13 protein-coding genes are annotated in these 17,257 nt (G+C 59.7%); 1 reads left to right on the forward strand and 12 read right to left on the reverse strand.

Annotated features, from left to right (window positions below; genetic code table 11):
- Positions 1-15: 15 nt before the first annotated feature.
- The 6 genes from folE to Q5H31_RS02055 all read right to left on the reverse strand — a co-directional run bounded on the left by folE (position 16) and on the right by Q5H31_RS02055 (position 7,681).
- Positions 16-651, reverse strand: coding sequence for a GTP cyclohydrolase I FolE (gene folE, locus Q5H31_RS02030; protein ID WP_021912997.1), 636 nt, complete (start codon positions 649-651; stop codon positions 16-18).
- Positions 651-2,750, reverse strand: a complete 2,100-nt coding sequence (gene ftsH / locus Q5H31_RS02035) for an ATP-dependent zinc metalloprotease FtsH (RefSeq protein ID WP_302457433.1) — start codon at positions 2,748-2,750, stop codon at positions 651-653. Before ftsH ends, folE begins: the two co-directional genes overlap by 1 nt.
- Positions 2,747-3,310 (reverse strand): hypoxanthine phosphoribosyltransferase, encoded by a 564-nt coding sequence (gene hpt / locus Q5H31_RS02040; RefSeq protein WP_171024957.1) that lies wholly within the window; start codon positions 3,308-3,310, stop codon positions 2,747-2,749. Before hpt ends, ftsH begins: the two co-directional genes overlap by 4 nt.
- Before the next feature lie 80 nt (positions 3,311-3,390).
- The gene (locus tag Q5H31_RS02045) at positions 3,391-4,836 is read right to left on the reverse strand and encodes a D-alanyl-D-alanine carboxypeptidase/D-alanyl-D-alanine-endopeptidase (protein WP_302457434.1); all 1,446 of its coding nucleotides are present in this window, start codon (positions 4,834-4,836) and stop codon (positions 3,391-3,393) included.
- Between the two features lie 98 nt (positions 4,837-4,934).
- Positions 4,935-6,158, reverse strand: coding sequence for a glycosyltransferase family 2 protein (locus Q5H31_RS02050; protein ID WP_003808260.1), 1,224 nt, complete (start codon positions 6,156-6,158; stop codon positions 4,935-4,937).
- A complete protein-coding gene (locus Q5H31_RS02055) occupies positions 6,158-7,681 on the reverse strand; it encodes an AI-2E family transporter (RefSeq protein WP_287057922.1) in 1,524 nt (507 codons plus the stop codon). The genes Q5H31_RS02050 and Q5H31_RS02055 overlap by 1 nt, the downstream gene beginning before the upstream one ends.
- Positions 7,682-7,735: 54 nt before the next feature.
- Between Q5H31_RS02055 and Q5H31_RS02060 the strand changes: the two genes are divergently transcribed.
- Positions 7,736-8,662, forward strand: a complete 927-nt coding sequence (locus Q5H31_RS02060) for a glycosyltransferase family 2 protein (protein WP_003808256.1) — start codon at positions 7,736-7,738, stop codon at positions 8,660-8,662.
- Between the two features lie 131 nt (positions 8,663-8,793).
- Here Q5H31_RS02060 and fucO read toward each other — a convergent pair whose 3' ends face one another.
- The 6 genes from fucO to pelG all read right to left on the reverse strand — a co-directional run bounded on the left by fucO (position 8,794) and on the right by pelG (position 17,257).
- A complete protein-coding gene (gene fucO, locus Q5H31_RS02065) occupies positions 8,794-9,945 on the reverse strand; it encodes a lactaldehyde reductase (RefSeq protein WP_003808254.1) in 1,152 nt (383 codons plus the stop codon).
- Positions 9,946-10,123: 178 nt separating this feature from the next.
- The gene (locus Q5H31_RS02070; protein ID WP_302457435.1) at positions 10,124-12,310 is read right to left on the reverse strand and encodes a diguanylate cyclase; all 2,187 of its coding nucleotides are present in this window, start codon (positions 12,308-12,310) and stop codon (positions 10,124-10,126) included.
- A 25-nt stretch (positions 12,311-12,335) separates the two neighbouring features.
- On the reverse strand, positions 12,336-13,001 hold the full coding sequence (locus Q5H31_RS02075) for a DUF4956 domain-containing protein (RefSeq protein WP_034524510.1): 666 nt from the start codon (positions 12,999-13,001) through the stop codon (positions 12,336-12,338).
- A gap of 125 nt (positions 13,002-13,126) precedes the next feature.
- Positions 13,127-13,945 (reverse strand): polyphosphate polymerase domain-containing protein, encoded by an 819-nt coding sequence (locus Q5H31_RS02080; RefSeq protein WP_162882237.1) that lies wholly within the window; start codon positions 13,943-13,945, stop codon positions 13,127-13,129.
- Positions 13,935-15,743: a CotH kinase family protein gene (locus Q5H31_RS02085; protein ID WP_033499396.1), complete on the reverse strand. Its 1,809-nt coding sequence runs from the start codon at positions 15,741-15,743 to the stop codon at positions 13,935-13,937. Before Q5H31_RS02085 ends, Q5H31_RS02080 begins: the two co-directional genes overlap by 11 nt.
- A 35-nt stretch (positions 15,744-15,778) precedes the next feature.
- Complete coding sequence (gene pelG, locus Q5H31_RS02090) at positions 15,779-17,257, reverse strand: exopolysaccharide Pel transporter PelG (RefSeq protein WP_302457436.1); 1,479 nt, start codon at positions 17,255-17,257, stop codon at positions 15,779-15,781.

A 17,257-nucleotide genomic window follows, 5' to 3' on the forward strand; every position in this document is an offset into this window, starting at 1 on the left:
CCCGGTAAAGCGCACTTACGAATGGTTCGACAGAATCAGGCTCATCGCCTCGGTCCGCGTGGCCGCGTCGCGCATGCATCCTCGCACCGCCGAGGTGACGGTACGGGACTGCGCCTTCTTGACGCCACGCATGGCCATGCACATGTGGTCGCATTCGGTGACCACGATCACGCCACGCGCGTCGATGCCTTCCATCAACGCGTCGGCCACCTGCTGGGTGAGCCGTTCCTGCACCTGCGGACGGCGTGCGTACAGTTCCACCAACCGTGCCAGTTTGCTTAAGCCCGCCACTTGGCCGTTCTGCGGGATGTAGCCGACGTGGGCCACGCCATGGAACGGCAGCAGATGATGCTCGCATACGGAGAACAGCTCAATGTCGCGCACCAGCACCATTTCGTCGGTGTCCACCTTGAAACGGGTTTTCAGCACTTCCTCCGGCCCGTGTCCGAGACCGGCGAACAGTTCCTTGCACGCGCGCCCGATACGGTCCGGCGTGTCCAGCAGACCTTCACGGTCCGGATCCTCGCCGATGGACTTCAAGAACAGGCGCACGGCCTGGCGCACGCCTTCCTCGTCATAGCCGACAGGCCCGGCCGCATGAGCGGCACGGGCCTTGTCGTCGAAGAGGGTATCGAAATCGGTATCGCTCATCAGTTGGTCAATCCTGCGCTTTTCTTCAGCTTGTCGGGAATCGGGACCGGCGGAATGTCGGAATCGGGACGCTTGTCGTCGCTCAACCAGACCTCGCGCTTCGGCGCCTTCTTGATGTTGGCGAAGATGGCGGCAAGCTCCTTCTCGTTGAGCGTTTCCTTGACGAGCAGCTGACGTACCAGCTCGTCGAGGATGTCGCGGTTCTCGTTGATGACGTTCCATGCTTCGGTATGCGCGGTCTCCACAAGCTTGAGCACTTCCTCGTCGATGATTTCGGCGGTGTGCGCGGAGTACTTGTGGGTGAGCGCGCCGAGATCGCTTTGCTCGTCGTCGGACCACTTGATGGCGCCCAGCTTCTCGGAGAAGCCGTAGTCGAGCACCATCTGACGCGCGATGTTCGTGGCCTTTTCGATATCGTTGGAAGCGCCGGTGGTCGGGTCGTGGAACACGACCTCTTCGGCGGTACGGCCGCCCATGGCGTACGCCATCTGATCGAGCAGCTGGTTGCGGGACATGGAGTAACGGTCCTCGGTTGGCATGACCGCGGTGTAGCCCAGTGCACGGCCGCGCGGCAGAATCGTCACCTTGGTCACCGGATCGGTGTCGTTCATGGCGGCCGCGACCAGCGCATGGCCACCCTCGTGATATGCGGTGTTGCGCAGCTCGTCGAGAGCCATGCCCTTGGAACGACGCTTCGGACCGGCCTGGACGCGGTCGATGGCCTCGTCGATGGCGCGGTTGTCGATGAGCTGGGCGCCGGCACGGGCGCACAGCAACGCGGCTTCGTTCAACACGTTGGCAAGGTCGGCGCCGGTGAAGCCCGGCGTGCGCACGGCGATCATATGCAGGTCGACGTCCGGCACGAACGGCTTGCCCTTGGCGTGTACCTTCAGAATCGCCTCGCGGCCTTCCAAATCAGGTGCTTCGACGGCCACCTGACGGTCGAAACGACCCGGGCGCAGCAATGCCGGATCGAGCACATCCGGACGGTTGGTCGCAGCGATGATGATGAGGTTCGTATCGTTGTCGAAGCCGTCCATCTCGACGAGCAGCTGGTTCAGCGTCTGCTCGCGTTCGTCGTGGCCACCGCTCATGCCGGAACCGCCACGCTTGCGGCCGACAGCGTCAATCTCATCGATGAAGATGATGGCCGGAGCGTTCTTCTTGGCCTCATCGAACAGGTCACGCACACGGGAGGCGCCAAGGCCCACGAACATCTCCACGAAGTCGGAGCCGGCCATGGAGTAGAACGGCACGCCGGCCTCGCCTGCGATGGCGCGCGCCAGCAGCGTCTTACCGGTGCCTGGAGGGCCGTACAGCAGCACGCCGCGCGGAATGCGGGCGCCCAAAGCCTTGTAACGGGACGGGTCCTTGAGGAAGTCCTTGATTTCCTCGACCTCCTGCACGGCAGCGTCTTCGCCGGCCACGTCGGAGAACTTGGTGGTCGGGGTCTGGCCGTCGAGCAGTTTGCCGCTGTTCTTCTTGCCGCCCATGCCGAACATGCCGCCGGCGGCACCGCCCATGCGGCTCATCAGGAACCAGAACAGGCCGAAGATGATCAGGAACGGCAACAGTGAGGTGAGCAGGTAGGTCCAAATGCTGGTCTGCTGCATGGACGCGGTCCAGCCCTTGGCCGGATCGGCCTTCTGCACGGCCTTGACCACGGCCGCGGACTGCGCATACGTGTAGTAGAACTGCACGTTCTTGCCGTAGTTCTTCGTACGTCCGGTGTCCGGGTCGGTGGCGGAGTAATCGCTCGACAGCTTGAGCTTGACCTGCTGGGTGTTGTCCACGATCGTCGCGTACTCGACGGTGTTGCCGTTGAGGATTTGCATGCCATCCTTGGTGTCGATGGTTTGCGAGCCCGCACCGGCGAAAAGCTGGAACATGGTCACGGCAAGCAATGCCACGACCACAACCCACAGCCACGGCGACTGCCAGAACGGACGGGGGCCGTTGGACTTGTTGCCGTTCGCCCCGCTGCCACCGTTCTTGCCGTCATTGTTGCGGCTAAACGGATTGGTGAACGGGTTATTGCCCCCGTTGGGTTTGTTGCCGCCGCCATTGCTTGGCGGCTGGTTCGGACCAGGGAAACTCATGCCTGACCTCCTTCATAGACTGACGGTTTCAGCACCGCGATCGAATCGAGGTTGCGGTAGTACTCGTCGTAATCCAAGCCGAAACCGACCACGAATTCATCGGGAATCTCACGTCCCTTGTATTTCACATCAACATTGACCTTGCGACGTGCCGGCTTCTCCAGAAGCGCAAAAATTTCCACGGAAGCCGCTCCACGGCGCTTGAGCTCGTCGACCAGCCAAGCCAGGGTGATGCCCGAATCGATGATGTCCTCGACGATCAGCACATGGCGTCCTCGCACATCCGTGGACAGATCCTGACGAACCGTGATCTTGCCGCTCGACTCCGTGCCGGAACCGTAGCTCGACAGGCTCATGAAATCCATTTGGACCGGAATGCTCATGGCCTGGGAAAACGCCGCAAGCGTGTTCACGGCCCCCTTGAGCACGCAGACCAGCAGCGGGTTCTTGCCACGATAGTCTTCACTGGCTTGTGCCGCGGCACGGTTGATGATGTCGGAGATCTCTTCTTTGCTGATCAGCTCGTGATCAATGTCTTCTTGTACGTCAGCGATTCGCATGCCCACCATCTTGGCACATGCGAATGACGTGTTTCTGGCTATATGCTGAATATCCGCTGGGAAGATTCACACGTGGCCGTTCACAGCTTCGGCAGACCGGCCACGAATGTGTCGATGGCCGCCTTCGCCGCCGCGAAATCGGTGGGATTGTTGACGATCACCGCGAAGGTCAACGCTCCGCCGTTCAACCGCGACACATTGCCGGTCATGGAGGTCACGTCGCCCAGACTGCCGGTTTTCACACGGATCAGCCCCGCTTCGTCAGCATCGTTCAGACGGCTCTCAGCGGTGCCGACGAAGCCCATGACGGACATTCCTTCGGCTGCGGCCGCCCCCGATCCCGCAGCCAGATTGCGCAGTTGCACTTCGAGCAGGGTGCGCGCCGTCAGTTTCGAATCCTCCGTAAGTCCCGAACAATTGCGCATGTCGAGCCCGGTCGTAGTGATGCCTTTGCGCTCCAGCACGCTTTTCACAGCCTGCACCGCGCCAGCCGGCGAATTGTCCGCGCCGACCTGCAACGCCAGCAGCCTGCCGAATTCCTCGGCGAGCGAATTGTCGGAATGCCGCATGGTGAACGCCATAATCTCGTTCAACGACGCCGAACGCACGGAGGCAAGCGGATGGGATGCCCCCGCAACCGTGCCTTGCGATACAAATCCCTGAACCGTGATGCCCTGTTCGGCCAGCCGCTGCTGGAACACCAGCGCCGCGTCACGCGCCGGCTGCATGCTCAATGCCGGATACGCCGAGAACACATCAGGATTGGCCGGACCTGTCCCGTTCCAATTCCTGCCGCCGTCCACGGCCATGGAAGCTGTCGGGGCGTAGTACAGGTGGTCCGTGTCGAGTTCGGCGATGCCTTGCGGCCAGCGGTCGTTGCCGAACAGTGTGTCGTCATAAGCCAATGTCACGGAGGTGATGCCACGCTGCCGCAACGCCTGTGCGGTCCGCCCGGCAAGCGTGCCCAATCCGGCACGTCCGTTGATGTGGTTCGCGTCGGACGCTCCGGCTCCCAACAGCATGTCGCCGTTGCCTTTGAGCACCAGCCGCGCGGTGCCGTCCTGGGACTGTTCCAGATAGGTCTGCGTGTCCAGGGTCTTGCCCATGTCGAGTTCGACGGCGGCCGCATACGCCGTCAACGTTTTCATGGTGGATGCTGGCGTGCGGGGCACGTCGATGTTGTTTTCCGCGACCACGTTGCCCGACGCGTCGGCGATGGCGATGGAGAATTCGCCGCCGAAGCCGGCGGCTGAGGCTCGGAACGCGTCGGTCAGCGCGCGCGCAGCGGCCGGATCGATGGTCTTGGAAGCGTCGATGTCGGCGATCACGTCGGCCGCCTCGATCGAACGGCCGGCAGCGGCGGCCGTCGAATGTTCGACATGGCGCAATGTGAGGACGCCCGGTGCGACATCGCACATGTCGGCCACTGCATAGCCGACGCACAGTGCGACGGTGGCCACGACGGAAACCGCCACCGTGATCGCTCGGCGTCGTCGCGTATAGCGGTAATCGACAGCGTCATCCATAGCCAAACCACACCCTCTCTTCGTCATCTTTTCACCATCCGCACCGTATGGATCGCCACGAAACATCTCATGACCGTTCACACCGCCGCGGGCAAGCCTCAGCCCTTATGCTCGATCGGCTTCCATTCGGACTTGGCGAACACCGCCTGGAACGAAATCGGCACATAGCTCAGCATGTAGATCGGGAAGGCCAGCACGTAGGCGAGCAGCTCCTTGTTGGTGGCGCCCACGTGATCGCGTTCCGCCACGATGGTCAATGCGGCGAGTCCCATCATGCCGATCACCGATATCACAATGCCGGATGTCCAGCCGGTCAGCGAATTCAGCTGGCTTTGCCATGTCACGAAACCGCAGGCGGCGAACAGCATGCCCAACAGCACGCGTGCGATGCCGAGCACGGTGAACGGGCACAGCAGCAGCGTGAAATCGACGGCGGAGAAATCACGTTCCCTGACCGCGCGCTTGATCAACGCCGGTCCGTAATAGCGGAACACCTGCAGGAAGCCCTTGCTCCAACGCAGGCGTTGACGCCAGCTTTGCGCGAAGGTGACCGGCTGCTCGTCGTACAGGATGGCGGTGCCGCAGTAGCCGATGCGGTCGCCGTGCAGCACGCTGTCCATGGTGAATTCCAGATCCTCGGTGAGTAGGTGGAATTTCCAGCCGTTGTTGCGACGCATGATCTCCTGGGAGAACATGAAGCCGGTGCCGCCCACGTGGCAGCTGTTGCCGAGCCACATGCGGGAGGCGGAAACGAAGCGCGATTCGCGGATGAACCACAACGCGGAACCGGACGACACCCAATTGTCGGACAGGTTCACGGAATTGCGGTAGCTGGTGAGGATTTTGAAACCGGCTTGGAAGCCCTTGTTCATTTCCTCGATGTAGTGCTTGTCGAGTTTGTTGTCGGCATCGAACACGAAAAAGGCGTCATACGGGTCGGATGCGCCCGACTCGTTCATCTGGTCGAGCAGATAGGTCAGCGCGTAGCCTTTACCGACCTGCTCCTTGTTGAATCGTTCGATGACGTGGCATCCCATGTTTCGGGCCACTTCGGCGGTGTTGTCGGTGCAGTTGTCGGCCACCAGCCAGATGTCGATGAGCTCGCTCGGATAGGTTTGCGAATGCAGGCAGTCGATGAGGTTGCCGATGACGTTCGCTTCGTTTCGCGCGGAAATCAGCACCGCGTACCGTTTGTTCATCGGCGCTTCGGGGAACTTGATCGGCTTGGCGAACAGCGAGATGACGATGCAGACCGCTTGGTAGAGCATGCCGGCGCCGCCCAAAACCACCAGCACGACATCAAGTACGCTCAGCAATACCATTAACGCCACCTACTTCTCGGATTGTCATCCGTTCCCTGCGATTGCGACCCGTCCGCTACCTGCGGTCCGGCTTCCGTCTGCGCTCCGTCCGCTTCCGCGGTTCCCCGCAGCGGCTTGCGATCGACCCCGTCCAACACGTGCTTCGGAATGGCGACGGTCTGCGATTCGTCGGCATCCCCGGTCTCGTCGGACCGAGTGATATTGTACGCCTGCTCCTGCAGGAAGCGCACGTCGTCGGGAATCGGCACATGCGCGCTCGACCCCTGCACGGCGCGCGGCACGGCGTGCAGGTGCTCGCTGATGATTTCGGCGCCTTCCACCAGCTTCGACTTCTTGTCCGGAACCGGATCGTCCATCAGCGGCGAATCGACCAGATCGTACCGCTTGGTGTAGGTGCGGGCGATCGTCTGGATCGAGGCGACGATAGGCAGCGCCAGGAACGCGCCGATCGCGCCGAACAGCGAGCCGAAGGCCAGGACGGCAAGGAAGGCGACCGCATCGTTGACGTCCATGGTGCGGCGGGAGATCTTCGGCGCGAAGATCAGGTTTTCGATCTGCTGGTAGACGCAGATGAACGCCACCACGGCGATCGCCTGCCACAAACCACAGCTGCCCCAGGCGAACAGCACCGGCAACGCGCCGCCGATGTACGTGCCGAGCATCGGGATGAACTGCGATACGACGCCGCAGAACAACGCCAACGGCATCCAATACGGCACGTGCAACGCCATCAGGCAGATCGAGGTGAAGAACGCGTTGAGCACGGCGAGGATGGCACGTGAGAACAGGAACGATGAGATCTGCGTCTGGCTGACGGTCCAGACGAACAGGAACCGGCGCTGCGCGGAGGGAGCCATCCACTGGCAGGCCGCGCGGCGCAGCTTCGGGCCGGCCGCCGAAATGTAGAACGTGGTCATGATCACCGTCATGAGGTTCAGCAGGAAGCTGAAGAATCCGGACACCGTGCTGATGGCGGTGCCCGCGAAATCCGTGACCCACGAGGTCTGGATGTTCTTCAGAATCTCACCGCCGAGACTGTTGATCTCAGGAAGCTTGAAATCCGTGTATTGCGCCACGAAATCGCAGATCTGCTGGTAGAGGGCCGGCAGACCGTTGCACAAAGCGATGACCTGCTGCACGAACAGATTGCCGAACAGACCGAACATCACGCAAAGCAGGACACCCAACATCAGCAACGCGAAAATCGAAGCGAACGAACGCTTCCAGCCATGCTTGACCAGCGGAATCACCACCGGCTCCACGGCGAGCGCCAGGAACAGCGAGATAACGACGTCGATGATGAGGTATTCGATTTTGCCCCAACTGCGCCAGCAGAAGGAGAGCAGCACGATGGCGATGGCGATGTACAGCAGCGCGCGACCCAGCCATTCCGGAGGTCTGCGTGGATCGCCTTTCGCAGGGAACAGCGTGCCGAGATCCCAACGCATTTCGTCGGTATTGCCGCACTGTCCGGACGTTCCCGTCCTCTTGTCCGTATCCATATGCTGTTCGCGTTCGCTCATGGCTCCTTATTGTAGACAGGCACCGTGTACGGGCTGGAACCTATTCTTGAAACCATGCTGAACGTTTCAATTGTCATCCCCGCCTGGAATGAACAGGAGCGTATCAACGATTGCCTGCTCAACGCCACCCGGCAGACCGTGATGCCTCATGAGGTGATTGTCGTCGATAACCGTTCCACTGATTCGACCGTTGCCGTGGTGGAGCAGTTCATGAAGGACCATCCGGAAGCGCCGGTGAAGCTGCTGCATCAGGATGATGAGCAGGGTCTGATTCCAACGCGTGATTATGGTTTGAATCATGCCACCGGCGATATTCTTGGCCGTTTCGATGCCGACTGCATGATCCGCCCGGACTGGGTGGAGGTGGTGTCCGGCATTTTCACCGAGGATCCGGATGCGATGGGCGCCACCGGTCCGGTGATGTATTACGATTTGCCGAGCCGTCATTTCGGGCTTCGCGGGGACAATTCCACCCGCAAACGTATTTATAGGGCCGATGATGGGCAACCTCTGCTGTTCGGTTCCAACATGGCCCTGCGCGCCACCGCCTGGCGCGAAATCGCCGACGAGGTCTGCCAAGACAAGGCGGATGTGATGCATGAGGACATCGACATCTCGCTGCATCTGTTGGGCAAGGATCTCAAGACCGTGTATTGTCCGCGGATGATCGCGGGCATCAGCGCACGTCGTATGGACACGTCTCCGGCATCGTTCCTCAACTATATGCGCCGTTTCAAGAACACGTTCAACGCGCATCCGCAGCATTACCGCAAGCACAAGCCGGAAATCCTCATCACCGCGTTATATCCTGTGATGCATCTGCTGTATCCGGTGTGGCAGAAGGTGTTGAACACCGCTGATATCAATCCGGCCGAGGCCGCGTGGATCAACGAGCAGATGGAATTGGCCGAACAGGAAGGCCACGAGCTGTATGACGACACTCCCACTGATGAGGAGTGGAGCGAGAAGCACGAGGAATAGCGATTAGGTATAGCGATTATTCGCGGCGTATTTTCCGCGGATAGCGAACGGACGGCACCGACCATGCGATCGATGCCGTCCGTTTTGTTTTTACGATTGCGGTTTTGCGATTGCGCCTACCGCAGTCGGACCTACATCAGGCTCTTGTAGATGGCGAGGATGTCTTCCTGGGTGGCCTGGCGCGGGTTGCCCGGCGTGCACACGTCGTGGAAGGCGTCATGGGCCAGCGGCTCCAGGTCGGCTTCGGTGGCGCCAACTTCGGAGATCTTGGTCGGGTTCTTCAGATCCACGGTGAGCTTGTGCACCGCCTGGACGGCCTCTTCACGCACGGTTTCGATGTCGCCGGTGTAGGCATCGGCGATACCGAAGGCGTCGGCGATGTCACGGTACTTCTCGCCGGTGTAGTCCTTGTTGTATTCCATGACCGGGGCCAGCAGGATGCCGTTGGCCACACCGTGCGCCACGCCGAGGCGGCCGCCCAGCGGGTGGGCCATGCCGTGCACCAGACCGAGGCCGACGTTGGAGTAGGCCATGCCGGTGATGTAGGAGGCGTAGGCCATCTGTTCGCCGGCCGGAATGTCTCCATCGGCGCTCTTGGCGAGGTTCTTGGCGATCATGCGGATGGTCTGCATGGACAGGCAGTCGGACAGGCTCCACGCGCCCGGTGTGATATAGCCTTCGATGGCGTGGGTCAGGGCGTCGAGTCCGGTGGCCACCTTGAGGCCGCGCGGCATGGAGTCGGTCAGGTCCGGATCCACGAAGGCGACGATTGGGATGTCATGCGGGTCGACGGCCACGAACTTGCGCTTGTTGGCCGTGTCGGTGATCACATAGTTGATGGTCGTTTCGGACGCGGTGCCAGCGGTGGTCGGCACACCGAAAATCGGCACGGACGGGTTCTTGGTGTCGGCCACGCCTTCAAGGGACAGCACGTCGGCGAATTCCGGATTGGCAGTCACGATGCCGATGCCCTTGCAGGTGTCCTGCGGGGAACCACCGCCCAGACCGATCAGGAAGTCGGCTCCGGAGGCTGCGAACTTGGCGACGCCATCCTGGATGCACTCGACCGGCGGATTCGGCTTGACGTTGTCGAACACCTCATACGGCATGCCCGCCTCGTCAAGAACGTCGGTGACCTTCTTGACGGTGCCGGTCTCCAGCAGCACCGGATCGGTGACGATGAACGCCTTGGTGAAGCCGTGGGACCTGGCGACGCCCGGAATCTCCTTGATGGCTCCGCGGCCGAAATACGCGGTCTGGTTGAAAATCATGCGATAGACCATAGTGCTCTCCTTTAAGCGACTGTGTGTTCAAGCGAAGACCACGGCATCCATTGCCGCGGCCAACGGTTTCATCATAAGCCCTTTTCCATGCGAGGAAGCACCCACGACACACAATTTTTTCGTCAATATCCCACAACACCGGCAAAACCGGACAGCATACCGTCCGATGCCCGAAATCCTATTCTTCGGACGACGTGTCTTCTTTGGCGAACACCCACATGACCTCGTCCACGGAATGGGTGTCGGGGAAAATCGTAATCAGGAACCGTTCGCCGTCGTTTCTGACGTAGGCGTACCGTATAGCGCCTTCCCTGCATATCCGGTCGCGGACGTAATCGTAGTCGAACAGCATGCGGAAGCCGTCCCGGTAGGCCGGCGCCACCAATTTGTCGCAATAGTCGAGCAGCATCTCGTGGAAGGAACCGCCATGTTTGTCAAGCATTTTTTGCACATAGCCGGGAACCACGACCGGCCGTTGCGTATCGGCACGCAGATTGACCACATAAGCGATCGAATACCGTGTATTCAAATGCTGCAGCAACGATTCCATGTCTTTGTTGCGTACCAGGATGTCCTCAAGCTGCTTGTTCAACGTGCGCAACTGCCTTTTGCCGCTGCCGCTGGCGTAGTAGCGCTTCTTGTCCTTGCGCATCTCGTTTTCCGCCTGGTTGACCAGATCCGGAATATCCTCGCCGTCATCGGATTCGGCCATGCCCACGGACAGCTCGCAACCGTGATCAAGCAGCTCCTGACGCATATATCCCATCTGTCGGGCGCTCTGCGCCATCGAATGGGCGAAACTGATGATCACGAACTCGTCGCCGCCGATGCGGTAGATATTATCGTCGCCGAAATAGGCGCGCGCCGCGTCCGCAAGCTCGCACAGCACCACGTCGCCTCTGGCATGACCCAAATGATTATTGATCTCATGCAGGCCAATCAGATCTATGTACATCACCGTCAACGGCTTGTCATGGGTGGCTTGGATGAATTCCACATCATCGTCGAAAGCGTTGCGGTTGAGCAGCCCCGTCAATGAATCCCGTCGGTACTCCTCGCCGTTCAACCGGACAAAGGACTCTATCGGCAGGTTCCGGCCAACCATCACCACGGCCCATGGATCGCTTTCGGAGCATTCACGTGAGGGAATCACCGCGAAGGAGATCATGCCGGTTCTGGCCAGCACCTCACTGCGGTACACTCCGAACGCGGATTTCTGCGAGAACAGCAGCGAACGGAGCGAAGCCAGATCCATATCAGCACGGAACCTGTCGGCATCGTCCGGATGCACCACGCGTTCGGCGATCAGCGTCTGCACGTAGGTTTCGAAATCATCGGTTTCCGGCGTCGGCAGTATGCCATCGCGTTTGACCGCGCGGTACTCGCCCGTCTTCACATTCAGTCGGGAGAGTTCCGCCATGCCATTGGCCAGAATCTCGAAGGTGCTGGCGGCGAGCGTGGACGTCTCAAGCATGGTACGGCCGTTGACGGGCACATAGCTGCCATGCATGAAATCGTTTGACATATCCCAGAAATGCCGGTCGTCGGGACGTTCGGCCAACAGCTTCTCCATCCGTCCCACCGGAAGCGGTTCGTGGAAGTAATACCCTTGGATGTACCGGCATCCCACGGACAGCAGCTGGTCGACCTGCTGTTTGGTCTGTGCGCCTTCGGCGATGACCAGCAGTCGCAGCTTTCTGGCCATGTTGACCACCGATTCGACGATTTTCAGCCCTTTGCTGGCATTGTCCTCATTGAGGTCGATGAATTTCATGTCAAGTTTGATCACATCGACGTTGATGTCCTTGAGCATGTTCAGCGACGAATACGCCGATCCGAAATCATCCATCAGCACCGCGATGTTGTCCGCATGCAGCTTGCGGATGGTGCTTTCCACTTTGGACAGGTTCCTGGCCACGGCGCTTTCGGTGATTTCCGCTTGGAGCAGCCGAGCGTCGACATCGTATTCGTTCAGCAGTCCGGTGAGCGTGTCCGCCACATCCATCTGGTCGATGTCCACCATGGAGACGTTCACGGAAATCGGCACCAGATTGCGGCCCTCACGTTCCCAACGTGCCAGCATCCGGACCACGGAACGCCATACGAACACGTCCAGTCGGGAGATTTGTCCGGCCTGTTCCAGCATGGGAACGAACCTGCCCGGAGATACCACACCATATTTGGGGTGGTTCCAACGCACCAGCGCCTCGGCACCGACGATGGCACCCGTAGCCACATTGCATTTGGGCTGCAGGTAGAAGCAGAACTCGTTGTTGTCGAACGCACGGTCGATCTCGTCGAACGTCAGCTCCGGCACAAGCTCGTCGGTGGACGGCGTCCTGCCCATTTCCGGTGTGTCAGCCAAACAGATTCCTTCCTGTCACCACGTCCTATCCGTGATATTCACCGTTGTACTGTATCAGGGTGACGTCCTCAACACCCTCGATGGCACGAATCCGCTCGGCGAACGTCATGTCCTTGTCGTCGCAGAACACTTCCACGGCCATCTCCACATGGTCGCCACGCATGGTTTTGGATTTGACGAAGAACTTCGTGCGGCCGAACGCGCGCGTGATGTCGTCCCCGACCGCGTCGGAAGCGTAATGGATCACCGCGATGTACACGCGGCCCTTGTCCTGATGCGAATAGAACAGGGCGAGCATGCCGATCATCACCGCGCCGGCGACCACCACCAGCAGATACATGCCCGCGCCGGCCGCGATGCCGGACGTGATGGCCCAGAACAGGTACAACAGGTCCATCGGATCCTTCACGGCGGTACGGTAACGCACGATGGACAGCGCGCCCACCATACCAAGCGAGATCACGATGTTCGTGCTGATGGCCAATGTGACCATGCAGGTGAGCACGCACATGCCCACCAGCGTCACCGCGAAGCTGCGCGAATACACGACGCCCGTGTAGAACCGCCGGTATACGCAGTAGATGACGATGCCCACCAGCAGCGCCACCAGCAGGGCCAGCGCCATTTTGGGCACGTTGTATTGGCTGAAGGAGTTCAGCACCGATTTCTTGATCATGTCGTTTACGCTCATGGTTTCGCTTTCTCTTTTGCGATTGTTCGGTTATTACGTTTTCTACGATTGCCGATGTTTTCGGCTGCGCGTTTTCGTCCGTCTGTTTTCGGTCTTCCGCGATACGTCCGACCGGTGCGCTCAAGTCACACGCTCGGCACGTTCCAGCCTTCCTGCCAGTAGTCGAAACCCCGCAGATACGAGGCTTTGTCATAGCACAGCACGTATTTCGAGGCGGCCGTTATCTCCTGCGCCTTGCCTGGCAGAATGTCACGCACGATCTGCGGCAGGAATTCGGTGAATTTGACCTCCATCACCAGCTTGCCCGGCTCAAGTACCGGCAGAGTGGGCAGACCACGGTCGAAAACGTCGAATCCATCCACCGCCGCGCGCACGTTCATATCGAAGGTGATGCGCACCGTGCCCGCGTCGAGGATCCACGGCTCACGCTCGTAATCGACGATCACCCGCGGCCGCAGCACATTGCTCATGTATTCCACATAGAATTCCCGGCACAACGGCTCTTCGCTGTGTTCCATGAATCCGACGTCGCCGGCCAGTATCCGGTCGAACTGCTCGTGCGTGAGCGGCGCGTCCTCCTTGTAGATCCAACTGTCGCTTTTGCGCTTGCGTTCCAGCTTGATCACCCGGTCGCTGTAATCGTAAATACGGATACGGTATTTCTTGCGCATCAGCACGCCGTCCACCTTCTCCTGGTAGGCGGTGTTCCAATAATCGTCGAAATACAGGCTGCGAATCATATAGCAGCCGCCACGCGCATGGCTGTCCTGTTCAAGCAACGGAGCCAAACGCAAGTTCAGATCGGCTTTCTGCCCGTACGAAATCAGATACTTGAGCTCATGCCGGTAATGTTCCTCACAGCGGCGCGGAGGCATGGAAAGCTCCTCGCCGACACGACGGCGGACCCGTTCCAGCAGTTTCGACGCCCTGCCATCACCGCGCATTGACATCCTCCACTATCTTCCCGGATTTGATGTAGAAGCATCTCGTGCCGTACGTCTTGCCGGTGTCGGTCATGTAGTAGTCGAAGGCGTCCTGCGTCTTGCCGGAGGCGTTGCGCGCCCGCACTCGTATGAAATACTGTCCGTCGCCTGGCAGGTCCGTCACCGTCTCCGGCAATGCCAGATCGGTTTTGGAGAAGATGACGTCCTCACACAGATAGTCCTTGGCGACGGTGACGTCGTAGCTCAGATCCTCGCCACGGAAATCGTACGAGGTGTCCCAGCTGAATTTGAGTTTGCCGTCTGCGGCCTGTGGAGCGTCGATGAAAAACGGCATGGGCTTGTCGAAGCTTTCTTTGTAGATCCTGTAGTTCTGCGCGACCTCGTCGTGCAGCTGCCCCGCCACTTCGTCATACTGGGCGCGCGTCAGCGGCTCGTACATGGAATCGGGCGTCCTCCACAAATACTGCCTGGTGATGGACTCGTAGTGGTCCACCATCGTATTGATGCGTTTTGCGCTCATATAGCGGTATTCCCGCTTCACGGCCTTGTCGAGTTCGTCGCGGAACGATTTGGTCTGCAGGCAGCGTTTGAACAGCACGTTGCCCCAATAGTTGCTGACTCCCTGCTCCCAGCTGGAACCGGTGGAGATATTGCGGATCTGGTTCTCCTTGCGCATGAGCATGCCGTCATTGTCCCAGTCCAGCACATAGAAGGTGTCGGAATTCGTAGGGCTGTACAGGTACATGTTGCGGCTCTGCGTGTCGGTGTTGCCGGTCAGCAGCTGGAACGCCATCCAGTATGCGAGATTTTCCGTATCGAAATATTTGCCGAGGATGCTGCTCATCGGCACCGAATAATCGTTGAGCTGGTTGAGCATGGCGATGAGTTTGGTATGGTCGCTGTTGCCTTTGACCTCCAGCTTCTCCTCGAATTTCGACAGATTGTATTTGGGATCGTCGGCGAGTCTGATCACGTCCGCGTCGCGTTGGAATTCGAAGTAGTTGACCTTGTACAGCTGGCCGTTCTTGTCGAGGCCGTGCGCTTGGAGCGCGCTTTTGTTGAGCTGCTCCACCTGCGTGTACAGGCCATAGTCGTCGAAGGAGTTGGAACCGGAGGTTTCGTCCTTGACGTACAGGTGCACGAATTGCGTGCGCAGTCCCATCATCTGGTCGATGCCGCGGATCAGGTCGTATGCCATCTTGTTGCGGAATCGCAGCCCTTCGCCCATATGCTTGTTCAATGCGATGGTGCGCTGCCCGCGCCATTTGCCTTTGCCGCTTTTCAGCTCGATTTTGTAGTTCTTCTGCTTATTGAGACTGGACGACTGGCCGCGCACCTGCACGGTGGCGTTCGGCGCTTTTTCACCGTAGCCGAGTTCGCCGGATACAGGCCCCTGTTCGTCGCCGACCTGCAGCAGACCGTTGACTTGGTACCGGTTGGTGCGCATGGCCGCGTAATCATCCACGGAATACTGGTTGATTTCGCTCCAACTGTGGTCGGTGCCTTCCGACTTGTTGCCGCGCGAGACCGTCAGATACATGGTTTCCACACCGCTGTCGTCATACACCTTGTACAGCGAGTCGTTGTCACGCAGATGCGCGCCGTCAAGCCCCTGCGTGGCGCTTTTCTTGACTTTTTCATGCTTTCCTTGCGATTGCGCCGCCGATTTGTCTGCCGTGGAACCACTGTCCGCAGCGTTTCCGCAGGCGACGCAGGAGAACGTCGTCACGACCGTGGCGATGATCGCCACGCATTTGAATATGGCATTGCGGCCGCACGGCCGATTACCCATCGTCATTCGTCCGTTCCTTTCCATGCTTTCCACGCTTTCCCTCATGATTCCTTCCGTCCGAAAGTTCCATGCAGCCGTTCGCCGAATTCGTCCAACGCTTCGCCCAGTTTCGTAAACCATCCGCGCTTTTCGGTCTCCACAATCGGCTGCGCGCCGAGCACACGATACGGCAGATTGTCGGTGAACACCGCCAATCGCACGACCGCGGCCAGCAGGAACGCCGACGCGCCCAGCAGGAAGCCGAATCCCATCAGCGCGACCGGAACGAACTGCGAAATGACAGTCAAGACCGTGGCCGACCCGGCGAATATCGCGGCGCAGCACACCGCGCCGAAGTAATCAGTGAAATACAGCAGAATCATCAGCACGGTGTTGCCGACCGCGTACAGGGCGTATCCGACGCACAGCACACGGAAATAACCATGCATGCCATCGTTGAAACCGAGCGGCAGCACGCCCAACACCATCTTTTCCAACGAGATGACCGCCGCGGTGACGAACAGCTGCTTCAACGCGGTGTAGTACAGCTCACGGTTGAGCACGGCGAGCATCTCGCGTTCGGCCACCACGATGTCCTTCACGGTGCCGCCGTCGTTGAGCAGCGCGTAGTAGGCACGGTATTTCGGATAGAAATCGACTTCCACCGACACCACGAAATTCACGGTGGTGATCAGAATCGTCAGGAACGCCAGTAACGCGGGCACATCATAGTAGAGGGCACCGTAGAACAGTCCCTTCACATGCACGCCAAGCGGACCACACCAGGTGATCACCAAGTGGGAGAACAAGCCGAGGGTGGTCAGCAGTCCCGTCAGGGCGAGCGGCAGGAACCGGTCCAGCCATGCGAGGAACGTCCACGGGCTTTCCGAGCTTTGCGGGAAATACCGGTGCAGCAGCACCACGTCCCAGACCATCATCACGCCGTAGCCGAACGCCACTGCGGCCAGCAGGCTTTCCACCTGCGGCAGGCCCAGCGCCATCATCGCGCATGCGGACAGGAACGCCACGACCACCGCCGCGACGAACGACCACATGATGCCTTGGTAATCCTTGATGGCCGTCAGATAGCTCATCGCATTCCAATTGACGATCATTTCCAGGAACAGCCATAGGCAGAGTAACCCCTGCATGAGGGTCGCGCCGGAAAACAGCAGGAACACCGCGTACAGCACCGCACCCACCGCCAGCATGAGGGTCGTGGATCCCCAGAACGATGGAAGAATGGTCTCCTCATGATGTTCGAACAGCATGTCCGCAAGGAAACGCGTCACCGGCATGGACAGGAAGCTGGTCAACACCAATGAGGCGAGCAGCGTGTACGTGATCATGCAGACCAGCAGATTCTGGTCCGCGCGGGGCACGTGCCACCAACCGCTGACCGCCAGCACGCCGAACTGCAGCAGAATGCCAAGCAGCATCGGTCCGGTGCAAATCACACCGGCATAACCGTAGGCGCGCACCATGGCGACCAGGCCCTTGCGGTGGAACAGTTTCTTGAGTTCGAATCCGATTCCCGCCAT

This window comes from uncultured Bifidobacterium sp. (genome assembly GCF_959020155.1).
Classification (GTDB): domain Bacteria; phylum Actinomycetota; class Actinomycetes; order Actinomycetales; family Bifidobacteriaceae; genus Bifidobacterium.